Source organism: Streptomyces sp. NBC_00158, assembly GCF_045160885.1.
Taxonomy (GTDB): domain Bacteria; phylum Actinomycetota; class Actinomycetes; order Streptomycetales; family Streptomycetaceae; genus Streptomyces.
This window is the reverse complement of the sequence record NZ_CP108162.1, coordinates 261,205-284,340: the sequence shown is the minus strand read 5'-3', so window position 1 is coordinate 284,340 and position 23,136 is coordinate 261,205. Positions and strand designations below refer to the sequence as shown.

The 23,136-nt window shown below is 72.0% G+C and carries 24 protein-coding genes and 1 pseudogene; 12 read left to right on the top strand and 13 right to left on the bottom strand.

Annotated features, from left to right (window positions below):
- Positions 1 to 35 precede the first annotated feature (35 nt).
- A complete protein-coding gene (locus OG553_RS36595) occupies positions 36 to 734 on the top strand; it encodes a DUF4937 domain-containing protein (protein ID WP_331728321.1) in 699 nt (232 codons plus the stop codon).
- A gap of 127 nt (positions 735 to 861) precedes the next feature.
- Here OG553_RS36595 and OG553_RS36590 read toward each other — a convergent pair whose 3' ends face one another.
- The 4 genes from OG553_RS36590 to OG553_RS36575 form a co-directional block, all read right to left on the bottom strand.
- On the bottom strand, positions 862 to 1,770 hold the full coding sequence (locus tag OG553_RS36590; protein WP_331728319.1) for a hypothetical protein: 909 nt from the start codon (positions 1,768 to 1,770) through the stop codon (positions 862 to 864).
- A gap of 4 nt (positions 1,771 to 1,774) precedes the next feature.
- Positions 1,775 to 2,728: an RNA-binding protein gene (locus tag OG553_RS36585; RefSeq protein ID WP_331728317.1), complete on the bottom strand. Its 954-nt coding sequence runs from the start codon at positions 2,726 to 2,728 to the stop codon at positions 1,775 to 1,777.
- An 83-nt stretch (positions 2,729 to 2,811) separates the two neighbouring features.
- Entirely contained in the window at positions 2,812 to 3,087 is a 276-nt protein-coding gene (locus tag OG553_RS36580; protein WP_331728314.1) for a hypothetical protein, read from the bottom strand.
- Between the two features lies 1 nt (position 3,088).
- A complete protein-coding gene (locus tag OG553_RS36575) occupies positions 3,089 to 3,439 on the bottom strand; it encodes a hypothetical protein (RefSeq protein WP_331728312.1) in 351 nt (116 codons plus the stop codon).
- Positions 3,440 to 3,984: 545 nt separating this feature from the next.
- Here OG553_RS36575 and OG553_RS36570 point away from each other — a divergent pair.
- Positions 3,985 to 4,194, top strand: coding sequence for a hypothetical protein (locus OG553_RS36570; RefSeq protein WP_331728310.1), 210 nt, complete (start codon positions 3,985 to 3,987; stop codon positions 4,192 to 4,194).
- A gap of 74 nt (positions 4,195 to 4,268) precedes the next feature.
- Here OG553_RS36570 and OG553_RS36565 read toward each other — a convergent pair.
- Positions 4,269 to 4,571: pseudogene (locus tag OG553_RS36565) on the bottom strand (helix-turn-helix domain-containing protein); the annotation flags it as partial.
- Positions 4,572 to 4,582: 11 nt separating this feature from the next.
- Between OG553_RS36565 and OG553_RS36560 the strand changes: the two are divergent.
- Positions 4,583 to 5,137 (top strand): SMI1/KNR4 family protein, encoded by a 555-nt coding sequence (locus OG553_RS36560; protein ID WP_331728307.1) that lies wholly within the window; start codon positions 4,583 to 4,585, stop codon positions 5,135 to 5,137.
- Here the strand turns inward: OG553_RS36560 and OG553_RS36555 are convergent.
- Positions 5,126 to 5,815, bottom strand: coding sequence for a maleylpyruvate isomerase family mycothiol-dependent enzyme (locus OG553_RS36555; RefSeq protein ID WP_331728304.1), 690 nt, complete (start codon positions 5,813 to 5,815; stop codon positions 5,126 to 5,128). The genes OG553_RS36560 and OG553_RS36555 overlap by 12 nt on opposite strands.
- Positions 5,816 to 5,944: 129 nt before the next feature.
- On the opposite strand from OG553_RS36555, the gene OG553_RS36550 reads away from it, so the two are divergent.
- Entirely contained in the window at positions 5,945 to 6,688 is a 744-nt protein-coding gene (locus tag OG553_RS36550; RefSeq protein ID WP_331728301.1) for a hypothetical protein, read from the top strand.
- 88 nt (positions 6,689 to 6,776) lie between these two features.
- Here OG553_RS36550 and OG553_RS36545 read toward each other — a convergent pair whose 3' ends face one another.
- The gene (locus tag OG553_RS36545; protein ID WP_331728298.1) at positions 6,777 to 7,349 is read right to left on the bottom strand and encodes a S1 RNA-binding domain-containing protein; all 573 of its coding nucleotides are present in this window, start codon (positions 7,347 to 7,349) and stop codon (positions 6,777 to 6,779) included.
- A 1,387-nt stretch (positions 7,350 to 8,736) separates the two neighbouring features.
- Here OG553_RS36545 and OG553_RS36540 point away from each other — a divergent pair.
- The gene (locus tag OG553_RS36540; RefSeq protein WP_331728294.1) at positions 8,737 to 9,294 is read left to right on the top strand and encodes a hypothetical protein; all 558 of its coding nucleotides are present in this window, start codon (positions 8,737 to 8,739) and stop codon (positions 9,292 to 9,294) included.
- A 71-nt stretch (positions 9,295 to 9,365) separates the two neighbouring features.
- On the opposite strand, the gene OG553_RS36535 is transcribed toward OG553_RS36540, so the two are convergent.
- From OG553_RS36535 to OG553_RS36520, 4 genes are all read right to left on the bottom strand, one after another.
- Positions 9,366 to 10,670: a ParB/RepB/Spo0J family partition protein gene (locus OG553_RS36535; protein WP_331728292.1), complete on the bottom strand. Its 1,305-nt coding sequence runs from the start codon at positions 10,668 to 10,670 to the stop codon at positions 9,366 to 9,368.
- Complete coding sequence (locus OG553_RS36530) at positions 10,667 to 11,827, bottom strand: ParA family protein (protein WP_331728290.1); 1,161 nt, start codon at positions 11,825 to 11,827, stop codon at positions 10,667 to 10,669. Before OG553_RS36530 ends, OG553_RS36535 begins: the two co-directional genes overlap by 4 nt.
- 615 nt (positions 11,828 to 12,442) lie before the next feature.
- Complete coding sequence (locus OG553_RS36525) at positions 12,443 to 13,666, bottom strand: SMI1/KNR4 family protein (RefSeq protein WP_331728288.1); 1,224 nt, start codon at positions 13,664 to 13,666, stop codon at positions 12,443 to 12,445.
- A 304-nt stretch (positions 13,667 to 13,970) separates the two neighbouring features.
- A complete protein-coding gene (locus OG553_RS36520) occupies positions 13,971 to 14,198 on the bottom strand; it encodes a hypothetical protein (protein ID WP_331728286.1) in 228 nt (75 codons plus the stop codon).
- Positions 14,199 to 15,212: 1,014 nt separating this feature from the next.
- Between OG553_RS36520 and OG553_RS36515 the strand changes: the two genes are divergently transcribed.
- From OG553_RS36515 to OG553_RS36485, 7 genes are all read left to right on the top strand, one after another.
- Positions 15,213 to 15,923 (top strand): hypothetical protein, encoded by a 711-nt coding sequence (locus tag OG553_RS36515; protein ID WP_331728284.1) that lies wholly within the window; start codon positions 15,213 to 15,215, stop codon positions 15,921 to 15,923.
- A 63-nt stretch (positions 15,924 to 15,986) separates the two neighbouring features.
- The gene (locus tag OG553_RS36510) at positions 15,987 to 16,406 is read left to right on the top strand and encodes a hypothetical protein (RefSeq protein ID WP_331728282.1); all 420 of its coding nucleotides are present in this window, start codon (positions 15,987 to 15,989) and stop codon (positions 16,404 to 16,406) included.
- A gap of 190 nt (positions 16,407 to 16,596) precedes the next feature.
- Positions 16,597 to 17,061, top strand: coding sequence for a hypothetical protein (locus tag OG553_RS36505; protein ID WP_331728280.1), 465 nt, complete (start codon positions 16,597 to 16,599; stop codon positions 17,059 to 17,061).
- Between the two features lie 55 nt (positions 17,062 to 17,116).
- Positions 17,117 to 17,563 carry a hypothetical protein gene (locus tag OG553_RS36500; RefSeq protein WP_331728278.1) on the top strand — a complete coding sequence of 149 codons (447 nt, stop codon included), beginning with the start codon at positions 17,117 to 17,119 and terminating at the stop codon, positions 17,561 to 17,563.
- Between the two features lie 836 nt (positions 17,564 to 18,399).
- The gene (locus OG553_RS36495; protein WP_331728703.1) at positions 18,400 to 19,443 is read left to right on the top strand and encodes a bifunctional DNA primase/polymerase; all 1,044 of its coding nucleotides are present in this window, start codon (positions 18,400 to 18,402) and stop codon (positions 19,441 to 19,443) included.
- Positions 19,440 to 21,026 carry a phage/plasmid primase, P4 family gene (locus OG553_RS36490; protein ID WP_331728276.1) on the top strand — a complete coding sequence of 529 codons (1,587 nt, stop codon included), beginning with the start codon at positions 19,440 to 19,442 and terminating at the stop codon, positions 21,024 to 21,026. Before OG553_RS36495 ends, OG553_RS36490 begins: the two co-directional genes overlap by 4 nt.
- A 232-nt stretch (positions 21,027 to 21,258) precedes the next feature.
- Positions 21,259 to 21,645: a DUF6009 family protein gene (locus OG553_RS36485; protein WP_331728274.1), complete on the top strand. Its 387-nt coding sequence runs from the start codon at positions 21,259 to 21,261 to the stop codon at positions 21,643 to 21,645.
- A gap of 161 nt (positions 21,646 to 21,806) precedes the next feature.
- Here OG553_RS36485 and OG553_RS36480 read toward each other — a convergent pair whose 3' ends face one another.
- Positions 21,807 to 22,409, bottom strand: coding sequence for a methyltransferase domain-containing protein (locus tag OG553_RS36480; RefSeq protein ID WP_331728272.1), 603 nt, complete (start codon positions 22,407 to 22,409; stop codon positions 21,807 to 21,809).
- Positions 22,410 to 22,541: 132 nt separating this feature from the next.
- Positions 22,542 to 23,108: a YrhB domain-containing protein gene (locus tag OG553_RS36475; RefSeq protein WP_331728270.1), complete on the bottom strand. Its 567-nt coding sequence runs from the start codon at positions 23,106 to 23,108 to the stop codon at positions 22,542 to 22,544.
- Between the last annotated feature and the right edge of the window lie 28 nt (positions 23,109 to 23,136).

Below are 23,136 nucleotides of genomic sequence, written 5' to 3'. Positions count from 1 at the left end.
CAAGAGGATTGATCGGGCGCCTTACGGCTGGGGGGATGCTGCGCATGTGGGGCAAGTGGATCGGCTGCACCGTGCCGGTGGCCGCGCGGGGGCCGTTCTCCGCCGCTCAGGGGGCCTGGTCCGCGATCAGCGACCAGCCGGGCCTGGTCGGGCAGGTGGGCGGCTGGGATCCGGCCACCGGCCGTGCTCATCTGCTGGGGCTGTGGACCGATGAGGAGGCCTACCGCCGCTTCATGCGCGAACGACACGACGCCGTGGCCGCCGCCAACCAGCAGAGCGGCAGCTACACCGCGATCGACGTCGCGGCGGGCGAGGTCGTCCTCGAAATGGCGGGAGACACGGCCGGCCTGCCCCACGCCCTCGAACACGCCGCTCTCGAACACGCCGCTCCCTGGCACGCCCCTCTCCTACGCGTCGCCGACTGCCGCCTGCTGCCCGGCCGCGCGGAGCACTTCCTCGAAGTCCAGCGCGAGGTGTGGGCGCCGGGCATGGCGGCGGCCGGCGGCATGCTGGCCGGGATCGTCACCCGGCTCGACCCCCACCGCTACTTGGTCACGACCCTGTGGTCGAGCTCCACCGCCCACCACCGCTACACCACCCGGCACCTGCCGGCCCTGCGTTCCCGCGCCGCCCTCGAAGGCGACCTCCAGTCGATGGCCGGACACGCGCTCCCCCTGGAGCCGGCCTGGCACGTCCTGCCGCGCCCCCGCGATCCCGGCGACGAGGGGGCGTGATGCCGGGAGTGCAGAATCTGCCGATCTATGCCGTGGGGGCGCTGCTGATCATCCTGCTGCCGGGGCCGAGTCCTCTGTTCACGCTGTCGGCCACGACGGGCGCCTGAGCGTCACTCCCCCGCTCGGTTCAGCAGTCGTAGCGGTGGGCGTACGGGGTGTCCGGGCAGGCGCGGCAGACGAAGAAGTAGACCCCGCCGAGGTCGCCCAGGTCCATGCCGTGCCCGAACGCGGCGAGCGCGGCCGGATCCGCTTCGGCCCGGTCCTGGTGGGGGGCGCGGTCGTCGAGGGGGAGCCAGCGGCCCGCGGCCGGTTCGGTCGCCGTGATGCTGAGCAGGTGTTCCATGCGGGTACCGCAGCCGGCGCAGTCGGGCCAGTCGGGTGCCTGGGTCCAGCCGGGGTAGCCGCCGATCTTGCTCTGCTGGGTGGTGGCCACGTCGAAGTAGTCGCAGCCCCGTTCCGCTTCCAGCGCCTCGAACCGCTCGACCAGCAGATCGCCGAGCCCCTCCGGCACGTCCCGGTTCGGGTACTCCACCGCCGGCGTCGGCGACAGCGTGCACGGGCGGGGCAGGTACTCCTCCTCCGCGGTGTGCGGGCGCGGCGGTTCCGCGACGGTGGCGCTGACGGCCGTCGTGGCCGTGCCGCGCCAGCGGAGAGCGGGGTTGGGCGCGTACTGGCCGTCCTCGTGAACGAGCGGGCACCACAGGATCTGCAGCAGGTCCGTGCCGGCGGGGAAGACGAGGCCGGGTACGTCGCGGGCGTACAGCTGCAGCACCGGGACCATGGCGACCGGTGCGGGGCCGACGGGCTCGGCGAGCGGCTTGTAGTGGCCCGGTTCGGCGCACGCCGGCCAGGGCTCGCCCTCGGGCCACAGCAGCGGCCCGCCCACGGAGCTGTCACCCGCGCCCGGCTGTCCGGCCCGCGGATAGAGGAGGGTGGTCTCGCGGGCCAGACCTGCCAGCTCCGGAAAGACCGCCTCGACGTCGAGGGGGATCGGCGCCAGCGGTCGCGGTCCGGACGACGCCCGCCCAGTCACCATCGGGTCACCACCGGGCCCTCACCACGCCGTCGCCATCGGGCAGGACGGCGCGGAGCAGCGGATCACGCTCGTCGAAGTGGACCGGCAGGGCGCGGGCCGCCCGCGCGTCGGCCACCAGGGCGGCAAGCTCCTGGTACTCGGTGTCGTCGACGAGCGCGCTGCTCACCGTCCCGTCCGGCGCCTCCCAGACGAACTCCACCGCTCCGTCCTCGGGCAGCGCGGCCAGGACCGCGCCGACGTCGGGGGTCAGGTCGGGCCAGACGGTGAGCACGGCGCGCGGGGTGAGGCCGGCGCGTACCTTGTCGAGGTTCCCCGGCGCGATGCGGTGCCAGCGTTCGGCGTTGCGTACGTAGGCCTCCTCCAGCAGCGCGGAACGGCGTACGTCCAGCACCGCGCGCACGCGCGTCCAGAAGTCCTCGTCAGCGGCCCCGGGCGCTTCCGCGTCGTCGGAATCGGCAGCGTAGGGGGAGGCCGTCATCGGCTCGGGGAAGAGGCCGAGCTCCCGGGTGCGGGCGACGGCGTCGGCGCAGGGCCGGTCGCTGCCGACGTACACGTACTGGTCGTAGCCGACGTGCACGGTGAAGCGCTCTCCCGGCGCCTCCAGCCGGCACCAGGCCCCCTGGTCGCGGAGCATGGCCCGGACCAGTTCGAGGGCGACGGGGAGGGAGACCTCGGCGCCGTCGTGGTAGCCGGTGAGGTCGGGCGGGAAGAGTCCGGCCAGGCCGTGGCCCTCTGCGGGTGGCTCGGCGCCGAAGTGGACGAAGCCGGTGACCGCGGGCTCGCGGGTCTCCAGCCGTTCGATGCCCGATGCCTCCGCGAAGGCGGCGACCGCCGCCAGGTACGCCGCTTCGACCGGCCCGTGGTCGCTGACCGTCTCCTCGGCGCCGGTGTAGTGGCCGTGCTCGCCGCGGTCGGCGGGGTCGTACTTGGTGATGCGGTGCACGAAGGACGGCGGCACGCTGCTCCGCTCCCTGGGGGGTCAGATGGGGTGCCAGGCTAGCTCTCGGGCCGAGGAGGGCATCGACGGGGGGACGGCGCCGGCTAGTCCAGGGCCGGGTACTCGGGTGAGGGGTGTGCCAGTTCGGGGTGGTCCACCATGTACCAGTCGCCGTGTATCGCAACCATCGCCCAGTGCCACGGGTCTTCGTGGAAGACCAGATCCCGGTACGTCTCCTCGGGCGGCCGGTACTCGTACCACTTCGAGGCGGCTTCTTCGGCCTCCTCGGGCGCCAGCCCGCCGTGGTGTCGCATCACCCACGCGTAGGCGCGCCGTTCGGACAGCAGGTACTCCAGGTACTTGGCTTCGCTCGACGTCACGCTATCTCACGCTCCACGCGCTGACCGCGGAGAGCGGGATCCGGAAGTACTCGCCGAGGATGGCGGGGAGGCTGCTGGTGCCGGATATCAGCTGGCAGCCACGGAGGTTGAGGAAGGCGGGCGGGTAGTCGGGGATCTCGGCGGCCTCCCGGTCGAAGTCCTCGGCGAACCGTTCGTCGGGCAGGCCCGCGTCGCCGAGCCGTCCGGCCACGTCCGCGGCCCAGCGCCGGTGGGGGGTGAGGCGTCCGGTGATCACCACGCCTTCGGTGGCGATCGTGATGCGCGGGCCGTCGCCGTCCATCTCGGTGCGGTTGATGAGGTCTGTCAGCAGGTCGTCTCGTGTGGTCGTCACACCCTGACTCTAGTGATCATGGTGGCGGCGGGTGGCCGATCCGGAGCCGCTGCCCTGGCCCGGTGATCGAGGACGGTGCCACGTGCCACCGACAAGGGAAGCGTGACGACGGTGCGGCGGAGTCCGTGAGCTGGGGCGCTGGTTGCGCAACTACCCCGACGCCGTCCGGGACTTCCGGCCGCCGCCCGACGCGCGGTCCTGCTCGGCGGCGCGGCCGACCCGACCCGCATCGAGCAGCAGGCCGCCCCCTGAGGACTCCGTCGCCGCACGCTGGCTGAGTCCCGTGGGCCTGGGATGATGGTCGGGTGTTGGTCAACGTAGAGGCGGTGGGGCCCTCTTCGTCGAGTCCCGTGCTGGTCCGGGTGCACTCGGCGCTGGGCACTGTTGCGGCCTGGCCGAGCCGCCTCCCCCGGCGGGCGTCGGTGGGTCGTGGGTCGAGGTCCGTGTCGCACGTGACCGCGTCACCGTGTGGCCCTGGGCGCTCTGACGGCCCGGACCGGCCTGACCGCTACCGGAAGGCGGGGTCCGGGATCTAGGGTCGCCCCATGACGAACGAGTACGGCCCTTCGGGCTGGGTGGCGGTCTTCGAGGCGCAGTTCGACGGGGACCAGGAGACGCGGCGCCCGGTGGAGGCGTGGCATCCGCAGTCGGGCGACGCGATGGTCGTCGACTGGATACGCGGTCGGCTGGTCGCGGCGGTCGACGAGCCCGGGTTCCTCAAGCTCGCGAGGGGCGCGGACGGCGACCACGCGTGAGCGCCCCCGCGGCGTGATCCGTCAGGCGAGGGCGCGGACCGCCGACCACAGGAGGTCCCCGTGTCCCCTCACGGTCACTGACCGGTCTTCACGCTCGGGCCGTGGGTGAAGGCGTGCCGGTAGGCGGCCGGGGTCATGCCGATCTGGCGGCTCAGGTGTTGGCGGAGGGACTCGCCGGAGCCGAGGCCGCTGCGGGCGGCCACGTGGTCGACGGTGAGGTCGGTGGTCCCCAGCAGCTCGCGGGCCCGCAACAGCCGCTGTTGGAGCAGCCATTGGAACGGGGTCACACCGGTCTCGGTGGTGAAGCGGCGGGTCAGGGTCCGCACGCTGACCTTGGCCTGTCCGGCCAGGTCGCGCAGGGAGATCGGCTGGTCCAGACGGTCTCCGGATGAGGAATTGGGACGAGGACGGTGTCCGCGCGCGGATACGGGAGATGGCCGCCCTGGATCCGGGGCGGGAGCGTTTCGGGGCCGGCACGCATCGGTACGCGCTGGGCCCGCGACTGCCGGAGGCGGAGATCCGGGCCTTCGAGGAGTCCCACGGGATCGCCCTGCCGGTGGAGTACCGGTCCTTCGTCGCGGAGGTGGGAGACGGCCCGGCCTGGCCCGAGCACGGTCTGATGCCGTTGCCCCTCCCCCGCCCGGAGGCCGACGACGACTGGGCCGTGGACGACGAGTGGGAGGAGGACCGGCTGCCCGGTCGGCTCGCAGAGCCGTTCCCGCTCACCGCCCCCGCGCCCGGCCGGATCGAGGTGCCGACCTCCCGCCTGACCCCGGGCACGCTGATGCTGGCCGAACGGGGCTGCGGCATGTTCGTCCGGCTCGTCCTGAACGGCCCGTACTCGGGTCAGGTCTGGCAGATCGACCCGGACTGGGGAGGGTTCGTGCCGGTGAGCCCCGGCTTTCGCGCCTGGTACACCGACTGGCTCCGCTCAGATCTGTGAGCGGTCCGAAGGCGAGGTGAAGCGGGCGGCCGCGGCGCCGGTGAGGTGTCCGGGCGGGAGGCTGCGGCCGAAGGCGAGGAGGAGCAGGTCCTGGGCCGCGCCGTACACCGGTTCCGCACCGGGCTGCCCGTAGGACCAGTCCATGTCCTGCGCGCACAGCCGTACGCCGGTGAGGTCGACGCCGAAGAACTTCAGGCCGCGGGGCCGGATCTCGTCGAGCAGGACGCGCAGCCGGTCCTCGGGAACGCGTCGGTCGAGCCCGAGGGCGGTGGTGACGTCCAGGCCGTGGACCACGTCGTGGCCGAGGGCCGCCGCGAGCCCGCCGACCGGCGGGGTCCACGGGTGGTGGGCGTGGTCGCGGAGGAAGCCGCCGAGCTCGGCGGTGGAGTGGGCGGCCGCGTCGCGGCGGGCGACGCGGTCGGTCATGCGGTGGAGGTTTCCGCGTGCCTTCAGGAGTTCGCCCAGGGTGGCGGGGAGGGAGAGCCGGAAGCCCGTGGACATGTGGGCGACGACCTCGCGCACGGTCCAGCCCGCGCACAGGCTGGGGGCGTGCCAGTCGTCGGCCCGCAGGGCGTCGAAGAGATCGGCCAGTTCGCGGCGTTCGGAGGCGATGGCGGCTTTGAGGGCCGCCTTGTGGGCAGCTTGCTTGTCTGCGGTGGGATCCGTCGCGCTTCGCATGGACCAAGCCTGCGGGCGGCTGATCCATATGGCCAATAGACGGTCATGCTGCCGTCCAGAAGCACTGGTTATGCGCCGGGGGCGACGGCAGGCAGCGGGCGTGAGGCAGGCCGCTCGTAGGATCGGCGGATGCGCAGACGGCAGCCTCCGACCTCCTTGTCCATCGACGTGCCGGATGGGCACGGCGTCATCGAGGTGACCGGCTACGCCGGCGGGAGCCTGCTGCTGCTCGTCGGCGATCCGGTGTTCCTGGAGGGCAACGACGGCTGCGGCAGCGTGGGTTGGCTGGCGGCCCGGGCGGGCGCGGGCGGGCCCGGGCTCGACGAGGTCAAGTACCTCACCGAGTGGCTCGGCGCCCCCGGCCTCGTGCCCGATCCGCGTACCGGGCGGGTCGAGCCTCCGGACCCGGAGTCCCTGCGGCCGCTGCTGAGCCTGCTCGCCCCCGGGCGGTACGTGATGAGGGCCGAAGTCGCTCCGCACCACCTGCGGGTGGTCCACCCGCGGGCCCGCCAGGTCCAGCACTGGTACCCGGACGAGGACCTGGCCCTGGTGACCACCGACGCGTGGCCGCCCCGGGACCACAGGGCGGTACGCGGCTACCGCGACCGCATCCGCGCCGGGGGCGAGCTGCCGGCGCTGGTCGCACTGTTCCCCACCCCCGACAGCTGGGTGGGCTACCTCCTCGACGGGCACCACAAGCTCGCCGCGTACCAGCAGGCGGGGGTCGCCCCGCTGGTGATCAGGCTGACCCCCCAGGAGCCGCGGCCCGTCCGCCGCGACGACGTCGACCGTGCCCGGGTGGCCTTCTCCGACGACCGCCGCGACGAGTCGCTGGGCAGGGTCTTCGCGTACATGCGGGCGGAATCCGTGTGACGCCGCCCACCGCCGGCGACGGCTGCTGCCGCCACTCCCCCACTCCCCCGCCCCCTGACTTTTGTCCGCGGACAAAAGTCAGGGAGGTCTAGGAGCCGCTACTGCGGTGCAGCGCCCGTCGTCGGGAGAGGACGAGCCGGCGGTGCTGCCGGTCCACTTCGGTGACGACGACCGTGAGCTCGTCCCCGATCCGGACGACCTCCTCCGGCGACTCGACCGGTGTCCAGTCCAGCTCCAGCAGGTGGACGAGCCCCTCGATGCCCTCGGCGACTTCGACGATGGCGCCGAAGGAGACGAGTCGGGTGACCCGGCCCGACAGCGTCTGCCCGATCCGGGTGTCGTCGGCGAAGGGCTCAAAGGGGTCGGGCTGCGTGGCCCGCAGGGACAGCCGGGCTTCGCCGTTCCAGGTGTCGAACTGGAGGAACCGGCACGTGACGCGCTGCCCCACTTGGACGATCTCAGTGGCCGCGTCGAAGCGCTGCCAGGCCAGTTCGGCGAACGAGATGAACCCGACGCCGGGGTAGACCGGGTGTGCGGGGCCGCCGTCGAGGGCGACGAACACCCCGAAGGGTTCGATGGAGGCGACGCTGCCCGAGAGCCGTTCGCCGAGTTCGAGGGAGCTGAGGAACTCCCAGAGCCCTGGTGTCTCTGCGATGTCCATGGCCCGCCACCCTATGGCCCGTGCCGTGAACCCGCACGGGCGGGGCGGCCGTTCTCCCCCCTCCCCCGGCCCCGTCGCACGGTGTGCTTCCGCAGCAATGTCATGTCCTCGAAGAACTGGAGGGCGGGACTTGCTCCGCCCCCGACTTTTGTCCGCGGACAAAAGTCGGGGGGTTCGGTACGAAGAGGCTGAGCCGGTACGTGGTCGGGTGGATCAGGCGCCCGCACCAGGTGTCCATGCGTACGGCGGACCAGTCGAGCTCCGGGTCCGAAGCCCGGAGCCGGCGGATGTGTGCCTGGAACTCCGACGCGTCCTGGGTCTCGAACAGCACGTCCCATCGGCCCGCGTCGGGCGCGAACCGGGCAGCGCTCCGCTCCGCCTCGTCCCGGCGGCGGCCCTTCCTCTTCCGTTGTCCTGGCATCGCCCCAGCATCGTCGGCCGCACGCTGCCGGAGCAAGAGGTGTCAGAGCAAGAGGTGGCGGAGCAAGAGGTGGCGGCCGGCTCGCCCCGACTTTTGTCCGCGGACAAAAGTCGCCCTCCCCCGGCCCCTGGTGCGAACCGCAGGGCCTCACCGCAGGCTCCGCTCCGCGGCCGCGGTGGCTGGAGTCCGCTGCCATGGACGCCACACTTCTTGACCGCCGTGCCCGGACCCTGTCGGGCACCATCCCTCCGCCCGTGGTCTCCCTCCTCCTCGAACTCGGCCACGAGGAGGAGGTGGAGCTCCAGGCCGGACGGGCGGAGTGGTTCTGCGCGCTGGAGTGGGCGCGGCTGCTCGGTGACGGGGGGCGGCAGGAACAAGCGTTGGAGGTGCTCGCCCCGTACGTGGCCACCGGCTGGTGGACGGCCGTGCGGGCGCAGATCCGGCTGCTGGAGGACTGGGGTCGGGTGGAGGAGGCGATCGCGCAGGCCCGGCCTCACGCGAGGGGCGGCGGGTTCAAGCTGGAACTGCTCGCACGCCTGCTCGCCCGGCACGGGCACCTGGACGAGGCGGTGCCTCTCCTGACCGCCGGGATCGAGGACCCGGGCCTCGCCACCGCTCTCGTCGAGCTCACCGAGGGGGCTGACCTGGACGAGGAGATCGCCCCGCTGCTGGCCGCCCGGATTCCCGTCGGGCACCGGTGCGAGGAGCCGTGGTGCTGCCGGGGACTCGATCCCGATACGGCCATCGGCCTGCTCGCCACGGTGCGCGAGCGTCAGGGCCGGATCGACGAGGCGATCGCCCTGCTCCGCACCCGGCGGATCACCTCCGTCAGTGGCCAGGACCAGCTCGCCGACCTGCTGGCCCGGCAGGGCCGCATCGAGGAACTGCGCGCGTACGCGGTGTCGGATCCCCACGGGCACGCCGCACGGAGTCTCGCCGGGCTGTTGGAGGGACGCGGCCATCGCCGTGTACCGGCAGCCGGTACACCGGTCGCACGCGGTGCTGGACCTCGCCGACCTGCTCGCCCGGCACAACCGTGGGGACGAGGCGATCGAGGTGGCGGCCGCCTTCGCGGACTCCCCCGGCGGTGCGGACGACTGGGTCGCCGACAGACTGTCCACCTTGTACGCCGAACAGGGCCGCCCCGCCGACGGCCTGGCCCACCTCGACATCCTGACGGCACGCTGGGGCGACGGGGAGGAGGACCCGGCGTTCCTCGGTCCCCGGCTGCGGCTCATGGCCGCCTGCGGCCGGCGCGACGAAGCGGTCGGACTGGCGCGTGCCCGGTCCGAGGACGAAGGACGGTACGTGGCGGCCTGGATCATCGCCGACCTGCTCGCCGAGTCCGGCCGGACGGAGGAGGCCGTCGCGCTCCTGGAGTCCCACGGCCACGAGCACCACCGCACGGACCTGGCGAGGCATCTCGTCACTGTCGGCCGGGTCGAGGAAGCCGTGGAACTCCTCCAGTGGCGCGAGCCCGAGCCCGAGCCCGAGCCCGAGCCCGAGCCCTTCGTAGTGATGTGATCGGGGAACGACGACGGCCCGACTTTTGTCCGCGGACAAAAGTCGGGCCGTCGTCTTGAGGGGATCGGCGGTCAGCGGCTGCCGGTCGTCCTGCCGTTGCTGTCGATCAGGAGCATGGTCAGCTCCGCGCGCTGCCTCGGCGGCATGTTCTGGCGGATCGCCTCGAAGACCGCCTGGGGGTCGCCCCACGCGACCGGGGGCGCCTGCGTGCTCTTCGCCTGGACCGGGATCGCCATCTCCCGCTCCGGCTCCGACTCCGACTCAGGCGCGGATACGGGCTCGGGCTCGGGCTCGGCAATGACCGGCTCCGGCGTGCTGTGCGCCTGCGGAGCCGGGGCCTCTACCGCAGCGGCCGGCTCCGGCTCCGGGGCCCGACTTTTGTCCGCGGACAAAAGTCGGGGCTCCGGGTCGGTGTGCTCCGGGGTCGCGACGACCGCCGGGGTCGGCTCCGCGAACGCCTCCGGGACGGGCGCCGGGACCGGGACCGGAGCCTCCGGGACCGGAGCCGGAGCCGGAGCCGGTACCTGGGCAACCTGAACGGCCGGAGCGACCGGAACGGCCGGAACGGCCGGGGTGACCTCACGGGCCTCGCGCAGGATCTCCCGCTGGGTCGCCTTCGCCCGGGCCTCCTGCGCCTTGTTCTCCTGGAGCAGGTCCAGCAGGGAGGCCGCGTCCACGCCCGGCCGGTCCTTCGCCGCCCGCGCCAGCAGGCGGCCGTCCCGCTCCGGCATGTCACCGGAGCTGAGCATGGCCTGGATCTCCTCGGGGAGTTCCAGCAGCACCAGCTGGTTGGTGATCCACGACGGCGACTTCCCCAGCCGCTCCGCCGCCCGCGACTTCGCCCCGTGCTCCCGGCCCTGCTCCGCGCAGGTGTCCACGAGCTGCTGCACACCGCGGGCGCGCTCGATGACGTCGAAGTCCTCGCGTTCGAGGTTCTCCGCGAGCAGGTGGTCGATGAAGTCGGTGCGGGACACCGCCAGGTCGTCGCGTACGACGAAGTCCAGCGACTCCAGCCCCACGTGCACGGCACTGCGGAACCGGCGCTCGCCGTTGATGAGGACGTACGCGGCCGCCCCGATCCGGGACGCGTGGTCCGGCCACAGGCCGAGGTACGCCTCGCGGCCGACGGCGACACAGGCCGAGAGCTGCGCCTGCCGCAGCTCCTCGCCGAAGCGGGTCTTCTCCTCGTCCGTGCCGAAGTTGCGGCGCGGGTTGAGGGGAGTGGGGGAGACCTGGTCGAGGGGGACGCGAATCAGTTCGTACGCCGGTACATCGCCCTGCGCGATGGCCTTGGCCCGCCCGCGCTCGCTCCGGCCGCCGGCGCGGCGGGCGTTGCTGAAGGCCGCGCCGGTGCCGAGGAGGTCGCTCTTGCTCATACCGCGATCCTCCGGGCGATCTCGCGCATGGCCTCGGACTGCTCGCACTCGGGCGCGTAGTGCAGCAGGGGCAGCTTGACGCGCACGGCCTCGCGCTGCTCCTTCAGGTCGGAGATGACGGTGATGACCGGCGGGTCCCCGAACTCCTTCCAGCTGTTGAGGGAGGAGGTGACGACGTAGCCCTTGCGGCTGTCGTAGAGGTTGACGACGAAACCGAGCTGCACGATGTCGATGTCGAGGTCGTCGATGAGGTCTTCGAGCTGCTCGCTGAGCATGTCGTACGCGTCGGCGGAGGTGTCCTCGGCCTGGACGGGGACCAGGATGCCGGAGGTCTTCGGCGCCTCGCCCTCGCGGGTGCGGGCGTAGTAGAGGGCGGTGTCCATGGTGTAGCCGAGGCTGGGCGGGCAGTCGACGACGATGTAGTCGAACTCCTTCTCCAGCTCTTCGAGGGCCTTCTCCAGCGCCGTCTCCTTGGTGCGCACGTGGCGGGTGGTGGCCAGCCGGGCGTCGAGGAGGAAGGCGTCCTTGCAGGACGGCAGGAGGAAGAGGCGGCCGGCGAAGACGCCGTGCTCGATGGGTACGAGGAGGTCGCGGACGCGGCCGTCGATCTCCCCGAGCATGTGCTTGGCGAGGCTGGGTTCCTTGATGCCGAGCATCTCGGCGCCCAGGTGGCGGGTGAGGTGGCCCTGCGGGTCGAAGTCGATGACGCAGACCCGCGCGCCCGTCTCGGCGAGCGCCTGCGAGACGCCGTTGCTGATGGCGCTCTTGCCGACACCGCCCTTCTGGTTGCAGACCACGACCCGGCGGGCACCCTCGTTGGCCGGCCTGCGACGGCCCATGGGGGAGGGGTGCGTGTCGAGCCAGAGGCGGATCGACTGGGCAACGCCCTGGTTGTACGGGATCTCCCGCGTGCGGCAGTCGTCCTTGAACTCCCCGTACAGGCCGGTGGGGAGGTAGGTGGAGAAGGAGGAGGAGCCGGAGGTGTCCACGGGGGTGGCGGCCGAAGCATCGGCCCGCCAGGCGTGGATGCCCTGGGTGACGGCGTCCTGGATGTCCACGCCCAACTGGGCGGCGCGGACCTTGAGTTCCTGCCTCAGGGACGCCGGCAGCTTGGCAACTACCTTTTCCCTGACTTCCGGATCGTATGGGGCGGTCATGCGGGTACCTTACTAACCTTCCGGCGGGAAGGCGAAGAGGCACACCGAAAGATGTTGCCCTGGTATGGGGCGGATTGGCGGGGAAGGTCACCGGTTACCTTGGCGCGAAGCGACCGCTGTGCCGGGGTGCGGGGATGCCGGGTGCGAGGATGCCGGGTGCCGGGTCATGCGACCAGGCGCAGCCGGGCCGTCGCGAGGGCGGCTTGGCCGGCCGGGGGGGCGGGTGTACGCCGTCGGCGGCCCAGTACTCCGGCCCAGTACTCCGGCCCGGTCCTCGTGCCGAGTTAGGCGAACATGCCGTCGGCGGCCATCAGGTGGGCGCCGTACCGGCGGGCGAGGCCGCGTACCGCCTGGATCCTCGGGTCCAGGCGGTACACCACTGCCCGCGCTCCTCCTCCCCGATGCGCACGGGGCCGGGTTCCGCCTCGGCGAGGGGGCGCGCGTCGAGCACGTCCTTGCGCCAACGGGCCTCCAGGTCCATCACCTTGTGGCCGCCGACGCCGGTGTCCAGCCAGGTGACGGGCCGGTCCGGGTGCCACAGGCCCCACTCGCCCGCGATGCGCAGCGGGTAGCCGTACCCGAGACCGACCTCGACACCTTGCTGCGGCGCGGCGGTCAGTCCTGGGTGTCCCGGGTGTCCTGGGTGTCCCGGGTGTCCTGGGTGTCCTGGGTGTCCTGGACGTCCCGTCCGTACTGCGCCGCGTACCAGCCGGAGTCGATGGCGGGGTTGCGCAGGGTCGCCCAGAAGCGTTCGTCCGGTATCGGTGGCAGTGGCGGGCTGCCCAGGTCCTCGTGGAGATCGGCCCGCCAGTCGAGGGTGAGGCGGCTGCGGACGGCCGCGGTCTCGTACACGGACCAGTAGGGCGAGCCCCAGATCCCGTGCGGCATCTTCTCCGCGGCCCAGCGGCGGTGGTGGTCGCGGCGGGTGTTCGCCTGGTCGAGGACCGTACGCAGCCGCAGGGCCAGCGAGCCGGACGGGTCCGGCCTCGGTGGGGTTTCACCCCGGTCCAACGCGGCCAGGGCCGACTCGATCTCCGGGTACTTGTCCAGGCCCGTTTCGGCTGCCAGCCGGCGCAGCTGCTTCCTCCCCGCAGCGGCCACGCGCTCGCGCGGCAGGACGGCGAGCAGCGCACCGAGTTCCTCGAACCCGTCCAGGAGGCCCACCGGAAGGGGGGCGTCCGGGTCGTGGGACAGGTTCAGCTCCGGAAGCTGTGCGTCGTCCGGCCGGGGGAGGGGGTCGTCGGCGCTGCCCCAGTCCGGTCCGGGGGGCCTGGCCCACTCCCAGAACAGACGTCCGTTGAACGTGACGGCGCCGGCGGCCTGGCCGCGCTCCAGCTCGTCCGCCAGTTCCGCCAGGTACCCGCCCAGTGAGTCGGCCCTGCCGAAGTCGGTGCCGGTCTCGTCGAAGAACCGTCCGATCGCTCCGTAGGACTCGCGCCCGTGGCGGCAGTCGATCGTGAGGCCGTCGGACGTCACGCCGTAGGAACCGAACTTGAGGTAGCCGTGGTGCCAGTAGCCGGCGGCTTCGTCCTCGTCCACGTCATCAGCGAGGTCCTCGGCGATCCCCCGCATGAACCTGGTGTCCCCGACGATCTCGCTCACCCCGAGCAACCGGTCGTGCGTACTGAAAAGGAACGCTTCCGCCCCCTCCCGCGCTCCGTCGTGCCGGAGCAGTGACGCGACGAGGTCGGGAGGGAAGGTGACGCCGAGCTCCTCCTCGGCTGCCGCCAGCTCCTCGCGTCCTGCGGGCGGCGCGAGGGAGGCGAAGGTGCGGGGCGCGTGCGTGCTCAGCCACGCGTCGATGCGGTTCCATGAATCCTGGACCAGGTCTTCCGTCATGGGTCGACCCTAGAGACAGCCACTGACAGCCACTGACAGCCACTGACAGCTCGGGCAGCCGGACGGCCCAGCCCCTTCCCGCTGCTCCGTCGAGGTGACGCTCAGAGCTTCCGAGGGGCATGAACCTTCACCAAAAAGCCCTGTGCGCCCCGCTGGCGGCCCGTGGAGGCCGGGAAGGTCGCGGGACACCGGGGGAATCGGGATCGGCCCTCAGAGGGGCCGTTCTGTCGGTCGATTTTTGTCCGTTGCGCCGGAAAACGAGGTGTGTCGCGGCATTGGCGTGCGCGCGGACGCCCTCACGCGCTCACGCGGTCTGCGAGCGCTCGGCCGCCTTCCGCGTCCTCACTCCGCCGATCACGAGAGCGAGCCCCACGGCGATGACTCCGAGGTAGGCGGTGGACGGAAGATCGACGACCTTGTGGATCCAGCCCCACTCCGTACCGAAGAAGGCCCGCGAGGCGAAACTGACGACCCCCTGGGCCCCTATGACGTAGCCGATGCTTTCGAGCGTGTATCCGATGGTTGTTCGCACGGATCAACCCTCTCGCGGCGCCGACGCGCGGGCGTCCTCCGCAGGGCCGAAAACGCAGTAGGCCGAAGGATGCAGTCGCCGTGCCGGGGGTCCCCGGCGGTCCGGAGCCAGCAGGTGGGCCCCGATGGGGGTTCTTGTCGGTCGTCGGCCGCGGGTCGTCGGTCCCAGGGGCCAGCCCCTGGACCCCGCCAGCGCCTGGCCGCGCTGGACCGGCCGTGGCATGGGGGGCTCCTCGCCCCCCAGACCCCCTCGCCAGGCGCTTCGGCGCCCTGGACCCGCTCACCCCTCGCGCCCTGCCCCGGCTCCCTGACGGTCGCCGGGGCACCCCTCGGGCGCTGGGCGCCCTCACTGGGCACGAGGGCCGGGCCAACCGGGGCCGATGCCGGACGTGGTCGAGGTGGGGGAGGCGGGGGAGGGATGTCGACTGCGGGCAGACGGTGGTGAAGGTGCGTCGGCCGGGGCCTCGGGGGGAGAAGCGGAGCAGTGCGATGTGCGCGAGGTACGGGGCGGGCCGGGAGCGGGTGGCTCGGGGACACGGAAGTGGGTGTGCCCCGGGCACCGGGCCGGTTGCTCTTTTAGTAAGAGGCGGCAGCGATTTCATGGCTCTGACCTGCGGTTTTGTTCGGGGCTATGTGTCCCCCAGGACACATTCGGGGTCGCCGAGTGTGTACCTGGCGAGCACATTCAGCGGAAAACTCAAGCAGTGGTTGATTTTTGACGGGGGATGAGCCGCCCGGCGGAACCGCAGGTCAGCGCGTCGGGCCGAGGGGCCGGGACCGCCCGCCGGCATCCGTGGCATCTGCACGTACGTGTCGCCATCGCGACAACCCAAATCAAGCAGGCGTGTACTTCCGGCGCCCCGAGGCCTGAAAACTTCAGCCACCGTGTACTTTTGGCGCCGCGTTCGAACACAACGGGGCCCACGGGTCGGCTCCGGCGCGTCGCCGCGTCAAAAGACAAGCACACGTTGATTTTCTGGATACTCTCTGACCGCCTGAGTAACGAGGAGGTCACGTGACATCTGATCCGCCCGCCCGTCGTCGGCGCGGGCCCCGGGCAGTTCCCGCACCCACCTCCGCGGGGAACGAAGCCGAGTACGGAGACATCCTGGCCGTCCTGGGCCAGCAGCTCGGCGAGAAGGTCGCCGAGGTCGCCGCGACGGCCGACCCCGGAGGCCGCCGCCGGCTCAAGGGCGTCCACTTCGAGTACACGGCCGATCCGAAGGCCGTCCACGACATGGCCGGGGGCTCCGGCTACAGCCTCGCCAGCAACTGGTTCACCCAGCTGCTGGCACAGTTGGCCGTCGCGAACAGCATCACCAAGTCCCAGCTCTGCGTCTTCCTCTTCGTGGCCGGCGGGCAGGTGCCGGGGACCGGCGTCACCCCGTACACCCAGCAGGAGATCACCGACGGGCTGAACAAGATCGCCGCTCAGAAGGGCGGCAAGATGATCACGCGTTCCACCGTCAACCGCGCCGTGCAGGCGCTGTGCGGCTACAACTGGGTGGAGAAGGCGGGCAGGGGCCGGATCCAGCTCAACGTGCGCCTGTGGTTCCACGGCAACAGCACCGCCCAGCACGACGTACTCGCCGAGATCGCCGACCGGCACGAGCACGACGTCGAGGCCTTCCCCTACGCTGTGGGCCCTCAAGGTGCCCATCAGGAGGAACTCGACCTCGACTTCGGGGCGGCAGCCGACTACCGCGGAAGGAAACGTACCGGGTGATAGCGCTGCCAGGCCCGTCCTCCATCACGGACCACCGCCACCGCACACGAGGAAGGCTCTCCCATGGCTAACGTCATGTCTCCGATCGTCGCGGAGCGCATCTGGGCGCTGCCGTTGTCAGGGTCCGCCGTCAAGTTCCTCCAGTACCTGGTCTCCCGGAGCGACTTCGGGGGAGCGCTGGCGGTCCGGCAGAAGGACATGGCGGCCGAGTACGGGGTCACGCCGCAGGCCGTCAGCGGGCTCATGGCGCCGCTGTGCGAGCTGAACATCGTGCTCAGGCCGCGCAGCGGGGAGCGCAACGGCAACTCGTACCGGCTGCACCCGCTGGCGGCGAAGTACGAGAGCCCCGAGAGCATGGAGGCGGCGTTCCGCGCGGCCCTCGTCCGCATCCAGGCCGGCGACCTGCCGAACCTGAAGCTGCCGACGTACCACCAGGCCCCGCCAACCCCGACGACGGGACGCCCGAAGCTCCAGGTGGCCTGAGCCGCTACCGGCCGACCGTGCAAGACGAGGGGCCCTCCACGATGTGGAGGGCCCCTCGCGCCTGAGTAACTCGTACCCCCACTATATCCGCCGAGCCCCGGCTCGGGGCGGCGGAACCGGAAGGCGAGCCGCTCGCCGACTGGCTGTTTTCGGCCTTTCTGGGACCCCTGGGCCCGCCCTACGCTGGCCCATGCCGTGGATGACGCTGGCCAGTGCCGTAGTCGGTGCCCTGATCGCGACCGCTTCAGCCGTCCTGCTCGACCGGAGCCGCTGGCGGCGTGAGCAGAACGACCGCCTCCTCGCCGTGCGACGGGTCCTGTACGGCGATTACCTCACGTGCCTCTCCGAAGCCCGCAACGCCTTCCGCGGCCTGGCCCGCGACACGGAGACGGCCTCCGCCGACCGGGCGCGCTCCGCCCGCGAGAGCTTCGCGCCCTGCTACGGCCTGCGCTACCAGATGTCCATCACGGCCGCGCCGGAGGTACTGGCCGCCTCCGAGGCCGCCTTCCGCCGCCTCCGGGACGTACGGGACCTCGCGGCGAGCGGCACTCGTGCCGAGGACGAGGCGTACGCCGACGGCCGGGCCGCCTACGAGACCGCACTCGCCCGGCTGCGCGAGACGATGCGCCGCGACCTGGGAGCCGGCCCGGCGTAACCCCACCCAGATGCCCCTGCCGACGACGGTCGACGGCCCTGCCAGAATCCCCGGCATGCCCCTGTGCGACTACTTCTCCGCAGCTGACGACCAGACCGCCGTTGCCGTTCTGCTGGCCCCTGGAGGGCCTGGGGAGGGGGGACTCGACGTGGTGTGCCTCAAGAACCTCGATCCGGTCGTCACGATGGCCCGGCTCGAAGCCGTCATGACGGGCTGTGGCTACGACGAGGCCTGCGAGCGCCCACGGGCCGGGGAGGTCCTCTCCGAGCCCGAGGACGGCCCGCCGTTCGTCGTCGCGCTGACGGACACCCTGTCCCATGCCCTTGCCCACGCGTCGAAGGAGGAACTCGCGCGTTGTGCCGAGGCGTGGTCGCGGACGGACGAGCTCCGACGGTTCGGGCTCGGCGGCGAGGTCACCGCCGATGTCTTGGAAGCCCTCGCCGGGCTGGCCCGGCGGGCACTGCCCGCCGGGCGGCGGCTCTACTGCTGGTGGGCCCTGTGACCGACGGCTTCGAACCTGCCCGGCGGCTTCGGTCCCTCCGCCGTTCTCGTCCGTCCGCAGGGACCGAAGCGTGGGCTGCCTCGAAACGGCTCCCGGGTGAGGGGGCTTGGACCCTCGCGTCCGCTCGCTTTCAGTCCCTGAGTCCCTCGGTCCCTCAGTCCCTTCACGTTTTCGCAGGTCAGAGGCCATCCGGCGAAAAACGCAGGGACTGAAGGGACTGAGTTTTCACTCTTCCAGCCTTTACGTGCGTGTGTGTATGCGCGGGCGTAAGCAGTACTGGGTTCATATGCGCTTCATAACTAGAAAATTGAGTCCCTTCGGTCCCTCTTCAGTCCCTCCAGCTGGCGAGGCGAACCGGCTGACCTGCAGGTTTGTCAGTGACCGAAGGGACAGGGACGGAACAGGGACTGACGGGCCGTTCCGACCCTGTTTCCGGGGGGAGCGGGGATCAGGGGGGAGGGGCCGATCGGCCCCTCCCGGGCTTCAGTCCCTGCCTCCAGGGTCGGCCATAAGGGGCAATACGCTCCAATACGCCGCGCGGGCTTCCGTGGTGGCTCCGATCGGCCCTCCGGCGGCCCCTCCCGCCCGGAGGGACTCAAGGGACTGAAAAATCAAAACAGTCGCAGCGGCCTGCGCCGCTTCGGCGTGTCGCTGCGCTAGGCTCCGGCATTGTGAAAGTTTGGTCCCTTCAGTCCCTGCCAGGACGGGGGCCAACACCCGGACCAGCCCACACAGTCGAACCGAGCCCAGCCGCACCGCCGAGGAAGCCACACGTGCCAGCCCACAGCGCAACGCCGTCACCAGCGGCAGCCGTCGCCACGGGACACGGCCTCGAAGTGGCGCTGTGGCTCGCGGCCAAGGGCATGCCCGTCCACCCCCTCGCCCCAGGGACCAAAACACCCGCCGGGAACTGCGCCCGCTGCCGGGAGCAGCACCACGCCCCCTCGGCCTGCCACTGCACGGCGCAGGGACGGTGGTGCCACGGCTTCCACGCGGCCACCACGGACCCGGCCGTCATCAGGGACTGGTGGCGCCAGGAACCCCGCTTCGGCGTCGGCGTCTCCTGCGGGCCCGCCGGGCTCGTCGTCATCGACGTGGACACCCACCCGGCCCCCCTCCCGGACCGCCGACGCCTCCTGCCCGGCATCCCGATCGACGACCGGGTCGACCTGACCGGACTGAGCTCCGGCTACGACACCCTCGCCCTCCTCGCCGCCGTCCGCCGCCGGCCCGACCCGGCCCAGGACAGCGGCACGCTGCGCGTACGCACCCCCAGCGGCGGCCTGCACGTCTGGTACCGGGCCCCGCTCGGAAGCCCGGCCGTGCGCTCCTCCACCGGCACCGGCAGCCGTACGGCCCTCGCCTGGCAGGTCGACGTACGCGCCACGGGCGGCTACATCGTCGCGCCCGGAACACGTACGGCGCAGGGTGCGTACGAGGCCCTCCCCGGCTCCCGGACCCCCGCGCCCCTGCCGCTGTGGCTGGGCGCCGAACTCGCCCGCACCGGCCACCACCCCGCCCTCCCGAAGCCGGAGCAGCAGCAGAAGCAGAAGCAGCGGAAGCCGAAGGCGACGCGTACGACCGGAGCAGGGACCGGCGCCGCCGACGCGCACCGCATCCTCGGCCCCCTCCTAGCCGAAGTCCGGGACTGCGCCCACGCCCCCTCGGGCACCGCCTTCAGCGAGAAGCTCAACCGGGCGGCCTTCACCGCCGGAGGCCTCGCGGCCGCCGGCCACATCACGCTGCCGGAATGCGCCGGCCTCCTCACCGAAGCCGCGGCCGCGGCCCGCCCGGACCGGCCGCGCCGCAACCAACTCGTCATCGACTCCGCGCTCCGCGCCGGCAGCAGCCGCCCCATCCACCCCAAGGGACGTTCATGAGCAGCGCAGGAAGCACCGGCTTCGACGCGCACGCCGCCGCCGAGCAGCTCGCGGTCTTCGCGGCCGAGACGGCCGGGGCGACCGGGAAGGCCGGAACGGCAGGGACGGCCGAGAGCGCGCAGCTGCCCGCCCAGCAGGTCTCCACGCCCGGGGGCATGCCGCTCCGCGCCGACGACTTCGTACAGGCCGGCCTGCTCGTCAACCTCACCGACCGCGGCAACGCCAAGCTCTTCGCCCACCTCCACAACCACCGCTTCCGCCACGTCGAGGGCCTCGGCTGGTACGTGTGGGACGAGTACCGCTGGAAGCGCACCGGCGGCGAGAAGGCCGCGATCTGGGCCGCCGGCGACATGGCCGAGGAGATGCCGCTGCACGACCCGCGCGGCCACTTCACCGACCGCGAGCTCGCACAGCACCGCAAGCGCGCCATGTCGACCTCCGGGGTCAAGGCCATGCTGTCCCAGGCCAAGGCCTCCCCGGAACTGGCCCTGGACCCCGACACCCTCGACGGCGACAAGTACGCCCTGTGCACCCCCGCCGGCGTCGTCGACCTGCGCACCGGCGAGCTCCGCAAGCCCGACCCGCTCAGGGACCTGCACTCGCGCGCGACCTACCTCGCGCCCGAGGCCAGCCCCACGCCCCGCTTCGCCCGCTTCCTGACGGAGACCTTCGGCGACGACGACAAGGGCAAGGAGATGATCACGTTCGTCCATCTCCTGCTCGGCTACTCCATCACCGGAGACGTCGGCGGCCAGGTCCTGCCGTTCCTCTACGGCATCGGCGCCAACGGCAAGTCCGCGCTGATGGACATCGTCATCAAGATCCTCGGCGACTACGCGGACGTCGCGCCGCCCGGCTTCCTGATGGAACGCGGCAAGTTCAACGAGCACTCCACCGAGCTCACCGAACTCCACGGCCGTCGCCTGTTCGTGTGCAGCGAGCTCAAGCCCCACGACAAGTTCGACGAGGCCCGCGTCAAGCTCCTCACCGGCGGCGACCGCCTCAAGGCCCGCCGCATGCGCCAGGACTACTTCAGCTTCGAGCCCACCCACAAGCTGTGGCTGCTCGGCAACCACCGTCCCGAGGTCGGCACCGGCGGACACGCGTTCTGGCGCCGCATCCGCCTGATCCCGTTCGACAAGGTCGTCCCCGACCACCGCAAGATCGACAACCTCGCGGAGGAACTCGTCAACCACGAGGGTCCCGGCATCCTCCACTGGATGATCCAGGGCGCCATGGCCTACCTCCGCACCAAGCCGTCCCTCACCGGCCCCACCGTCGTACGCACCGCCACCCAGGCCTACGCCACCACCGAGGACCACATCGGCCGCTTCCTCGCCGAATGCTGCACCACCGGGGACGGCGCCGAAGAGCCGCGCGACTTCAAGGTCGAGCAGGGCGCCCTGTACCGCGCGTACAGCAACTGGTGCCAGGAGGGGGAGGGGCTGCGCCCCGCCACCACCCGCGCCTTCGCCACGCGCATCCGCGCCGAGGTCGGCATCCCCTCGCCCGGCGAGATGCTCCGCTCCAACGGCCAGAAGTTCTACCCCGGCCTCGCCCTGCTCGCCGAGGAGGCCGGATGAGCCGGTACGAAGCGGGCGCGGGCGCCCGGAGAACGGGGCCGCCCGGGGGTGAACCGCCCGGGCCTACTGTCCGCCACCGCTCCCGGCCACCTACCATGGACACGCAACGAACGAGCCGGCCACGGACCGCCGCCCCGCACACCGCGATAGCCGGTGCCCGGCGCCCGGTAGCGTGGTCGGAGCGGACCGCGCAACAGGTACGTCGTCGTCAGACCGAGAAGGGACCAAGGCCATGAGCTCGCTACTGCAAGCAAGCGATCTCACCCACGAGGACAAGGTGGTGTGGCTGGAGGACCCCGCACAGCTCGACTACGTACGCCAGGCCCTCGACAAGACCCCGCGCAGGCGCGGCAAGCCCCGCTACTACCGCGACGGCCGCATGGTCGGCTTCGCCGAGCTGTGCGACAGCGCGGAGGCAGACCCGGACAGCGGGCTCCAGAAGCGGCGCGTCTTCTACCTCCTGCCGCACGACCGCGACGCGGAACCGGACGGCCTGTACCGGGCCGGTGCCCCCGGCGAGGCGGTGGACCCCCGCACGGTCGAGCCGCGGCACGTCGGCATGAAGACGGAACGCTCCCAGCGCGGAGCCTCGGGCGCGGCCACGCGCACCGTCGCCTGACGCGGGTCGTACGCAAGGTCGTATGCCAGGCCGCACGCAAGGTCGTTGGCGCGGTCGTTCGCGTGCAATTCGAAAACCCGGTCCCTTCAGTCCCTGTTCGACCCTTTCCGGTCCTCTGACCTGCACGGATCGTCAGGGACTGTACGGTGGGGAGCGAGGGGTCAGGGACGCAGGGCGTAGCAGCGGAGCACGTCGACATCGGCGACCCGCACGGAGGACCACCCGGCGGTGAGCGCCTCCGCCTCGGCGGCGGTGATCGCGAGGCCCTTGAGCGGGTCCCCCTCCTCCCGCCGCCCGGCGACCTTGGTGACGACCCAGAAGACACCGCCGGGCGCCAGGACTCGGCGTACGCGGTCGAGGAACGCGCGCTTGTCGTCCACCCACCGGTAGACCAGACGGCAGGTCACCGCCGCGTACGCGGGCTCGGGCAGCCCTTCGAGATCGTCGGCGCCGAAGTCCATCAGCCGCCACGCGGGCCCCGGCGCCGGCTCTGGTCCCGGCTCCGCCGCCCGGGCCGCCGCGAGGGCGCTGGGGGCGCAGTCGACGCCGGTGACGCGGTAGCCGAGCCGGTGGTGCAGGTGCCGGGCGAGCCCGCCGTCCCCGCAGCCGATGTCGAGGGCGGTCCGCCCCCGCCCCCGGCCGAGGCTCTCGGCCAGGAAACCGGCCTCCGCCCCCTCCAACGGCCGATACCGGCGGCCGTCGGCCCACAGCGGTTCCCAGTAGTCGGCGGGTGCGGGCGCGGGTGTGGGTGCGGTGGTGGTCACCGGGCTCCTCGGCAGACGGCGGGTGGGGCTGCGGGTTGACCGTTGACGGCGGTCAGCCGGTGCAGCCTGCCCATGGGGGAGCGTCCCCCATGCAGAGGGCGGCCCGTGTCCACCGGACCGGAGCAATTCGCTTCAGAAATCCGCGTCGACACCGCGGGAGCGTACGGCGAGGACACGGCTGACCGGCTTCACGAGTTGTTGCCGGGCGACGGCCAGGAGCCGGGCCGGCACGTCACCGTCGAGCAGCCCGGTCACGTACGCACGGGCGTCGGCGGGCGAGAGGCCGTCCACCTTCCAGCACAGGACGCGGGCGGCAGCCGCGCTGCCGCCCGGCGCTGCCGCTTCCGTCCGCAGTTCTTCGTGGAGGTCGTCCAACGCGGTGCGGACCGGCAGTCCGCGGATGCGGCCGCGGTAGTCCTCCTCCCACGCACCCTGGACCTCGGACACCGCTCCGATGCGGTGGAGGCCGCCGTCGACGCGGTCGACCAGGTACGGGCCGTGTCCCACCAGCATCGAGCGGGGTTCGCGGGTCCGGGCGTACTCCTCGGACTGGACGTAGACCTTCCAGACGAGTTCGTGCTCGTCCACGCGCAGGACCACCATGCGGGGGAACCGCTTGCCGCCGGTGACCCGCCACGCCCGATGGCCGCGTTCCAGCTCTTCCTCGACGATGCGTACCGCGTCATCCCGTTCGATCACGACCGGAGCTTCGCCCGGTGGGTGCCCC

Excerpts from the sequence above, each read along its gene's own strand:
- OG553_RS36595 (WP_331728321.1), top strand. The coding sequence starts at position 36 with ATGCTGCGCATGTGGGGCAAGTGGATCGGCTGCACCGTGCCGGTGGCC.
- OG553_RS36590 (WP_331728319.1), bottom strand. The coding sequence starts at position 1,770 with ATGGTGACTGGGCGGGCGTCGTCCGGACCGCGACCGCTGGCGCCGATC.
- OG553_RS36570 (WP_331728310.1), top strand. The coding sequence starts at position 3,985 with ATGACGAACGAGTACGGCCCTTCGGGCTGGGTGGCGGTCTTCGAGGCG.
- OG553_RS36560 (WP_331728307.1), top strand. The coding sequence starts at position 4,583 with ATGAGGAATTGGGACGAGGACGGTGTCCGCGCGCGGATACGGGAGATG.
- OG553_RS36555 (WP_331728304.1), bottom strand. The coding sequence starts at position 5,815 with ATGCGAAGCGCGACGGATCCCACCGCAGACAAGCAAGCTGCCCACAAG.
- OG553_RS36550 (WP_331728301.1), top strand. The coding sequence starts at position 5,945 with ATGCGCAGACGGCAGCCTCCGACCTCCTTGTCCATCGACGTGCCGGAT.
- OG553_RS36545 (WP_331728298.1), bottom strand. The coding sequence starts at position 7,349 with ATGGACATCGCAGAGACACCAGGGCTCTGGGAGTTCCTCAGCTCCCTC.
- OG553_RS36535 (WP_331728292.1), bottom strand. The coding sequence starts at position 10,670 with ATGAGCAAGAGCGACCTCCTCGGCACCGGCGCGGCCTTCAGCAACGCC.
- OG553_RS36530 (WP_331728290.1), bottom strand. The coding sequence starts at position 11,827 with ATGACCGCCCCATACGATCCGGAAGTCAGGGAAAAGGTAGTTGCCAAG.
- OG553_RS36525 (WP_331728288.1), bottom strand. The coding sequence starts at position 13,666 with ATGACGGAAGACCTGGTCCAGGATTCATGGAACCGCATCGACGCGTGG.
- OG553_RS36510 (WP_331728282.1), top strand. The coding sequence starts at position 15,987 with ATGGCTAACGTCATGTCTCCGATCGTCGCGGAGCGCATCTGGGCGCTG.
- OG553_RS36505 (WP_331728280.1), top strand. The coding sequence starts at position 16,597 with ATGCCGTGGATGACGCTGGCCAGTGCCGTAGTCGGTGCCCTGATCGCG.
- OG553_RS36500 (WP_331728278.1), top strand. The coding sequence starts at position 17,117 with ATGCCCCTGTGCGACTACTTCTCCGCAGCTGACGACCAGACCGCCGTT.
- OG553_RS36490 (WP_331728276.1), top strand. The coding sequence starts at position 19,440 with ATGAGCAGCGCAGGAAGCACCGGCTTCGACGCGCACGCCGCCGCCGAG.
- OG553_RS36485 (WP_331728274.1), top strand. The coding sequence starts at position 21,259 with ATGAGCTCGCTACTGCAAGCAAGCGATCTCACCCACGAGGACAAGGTG.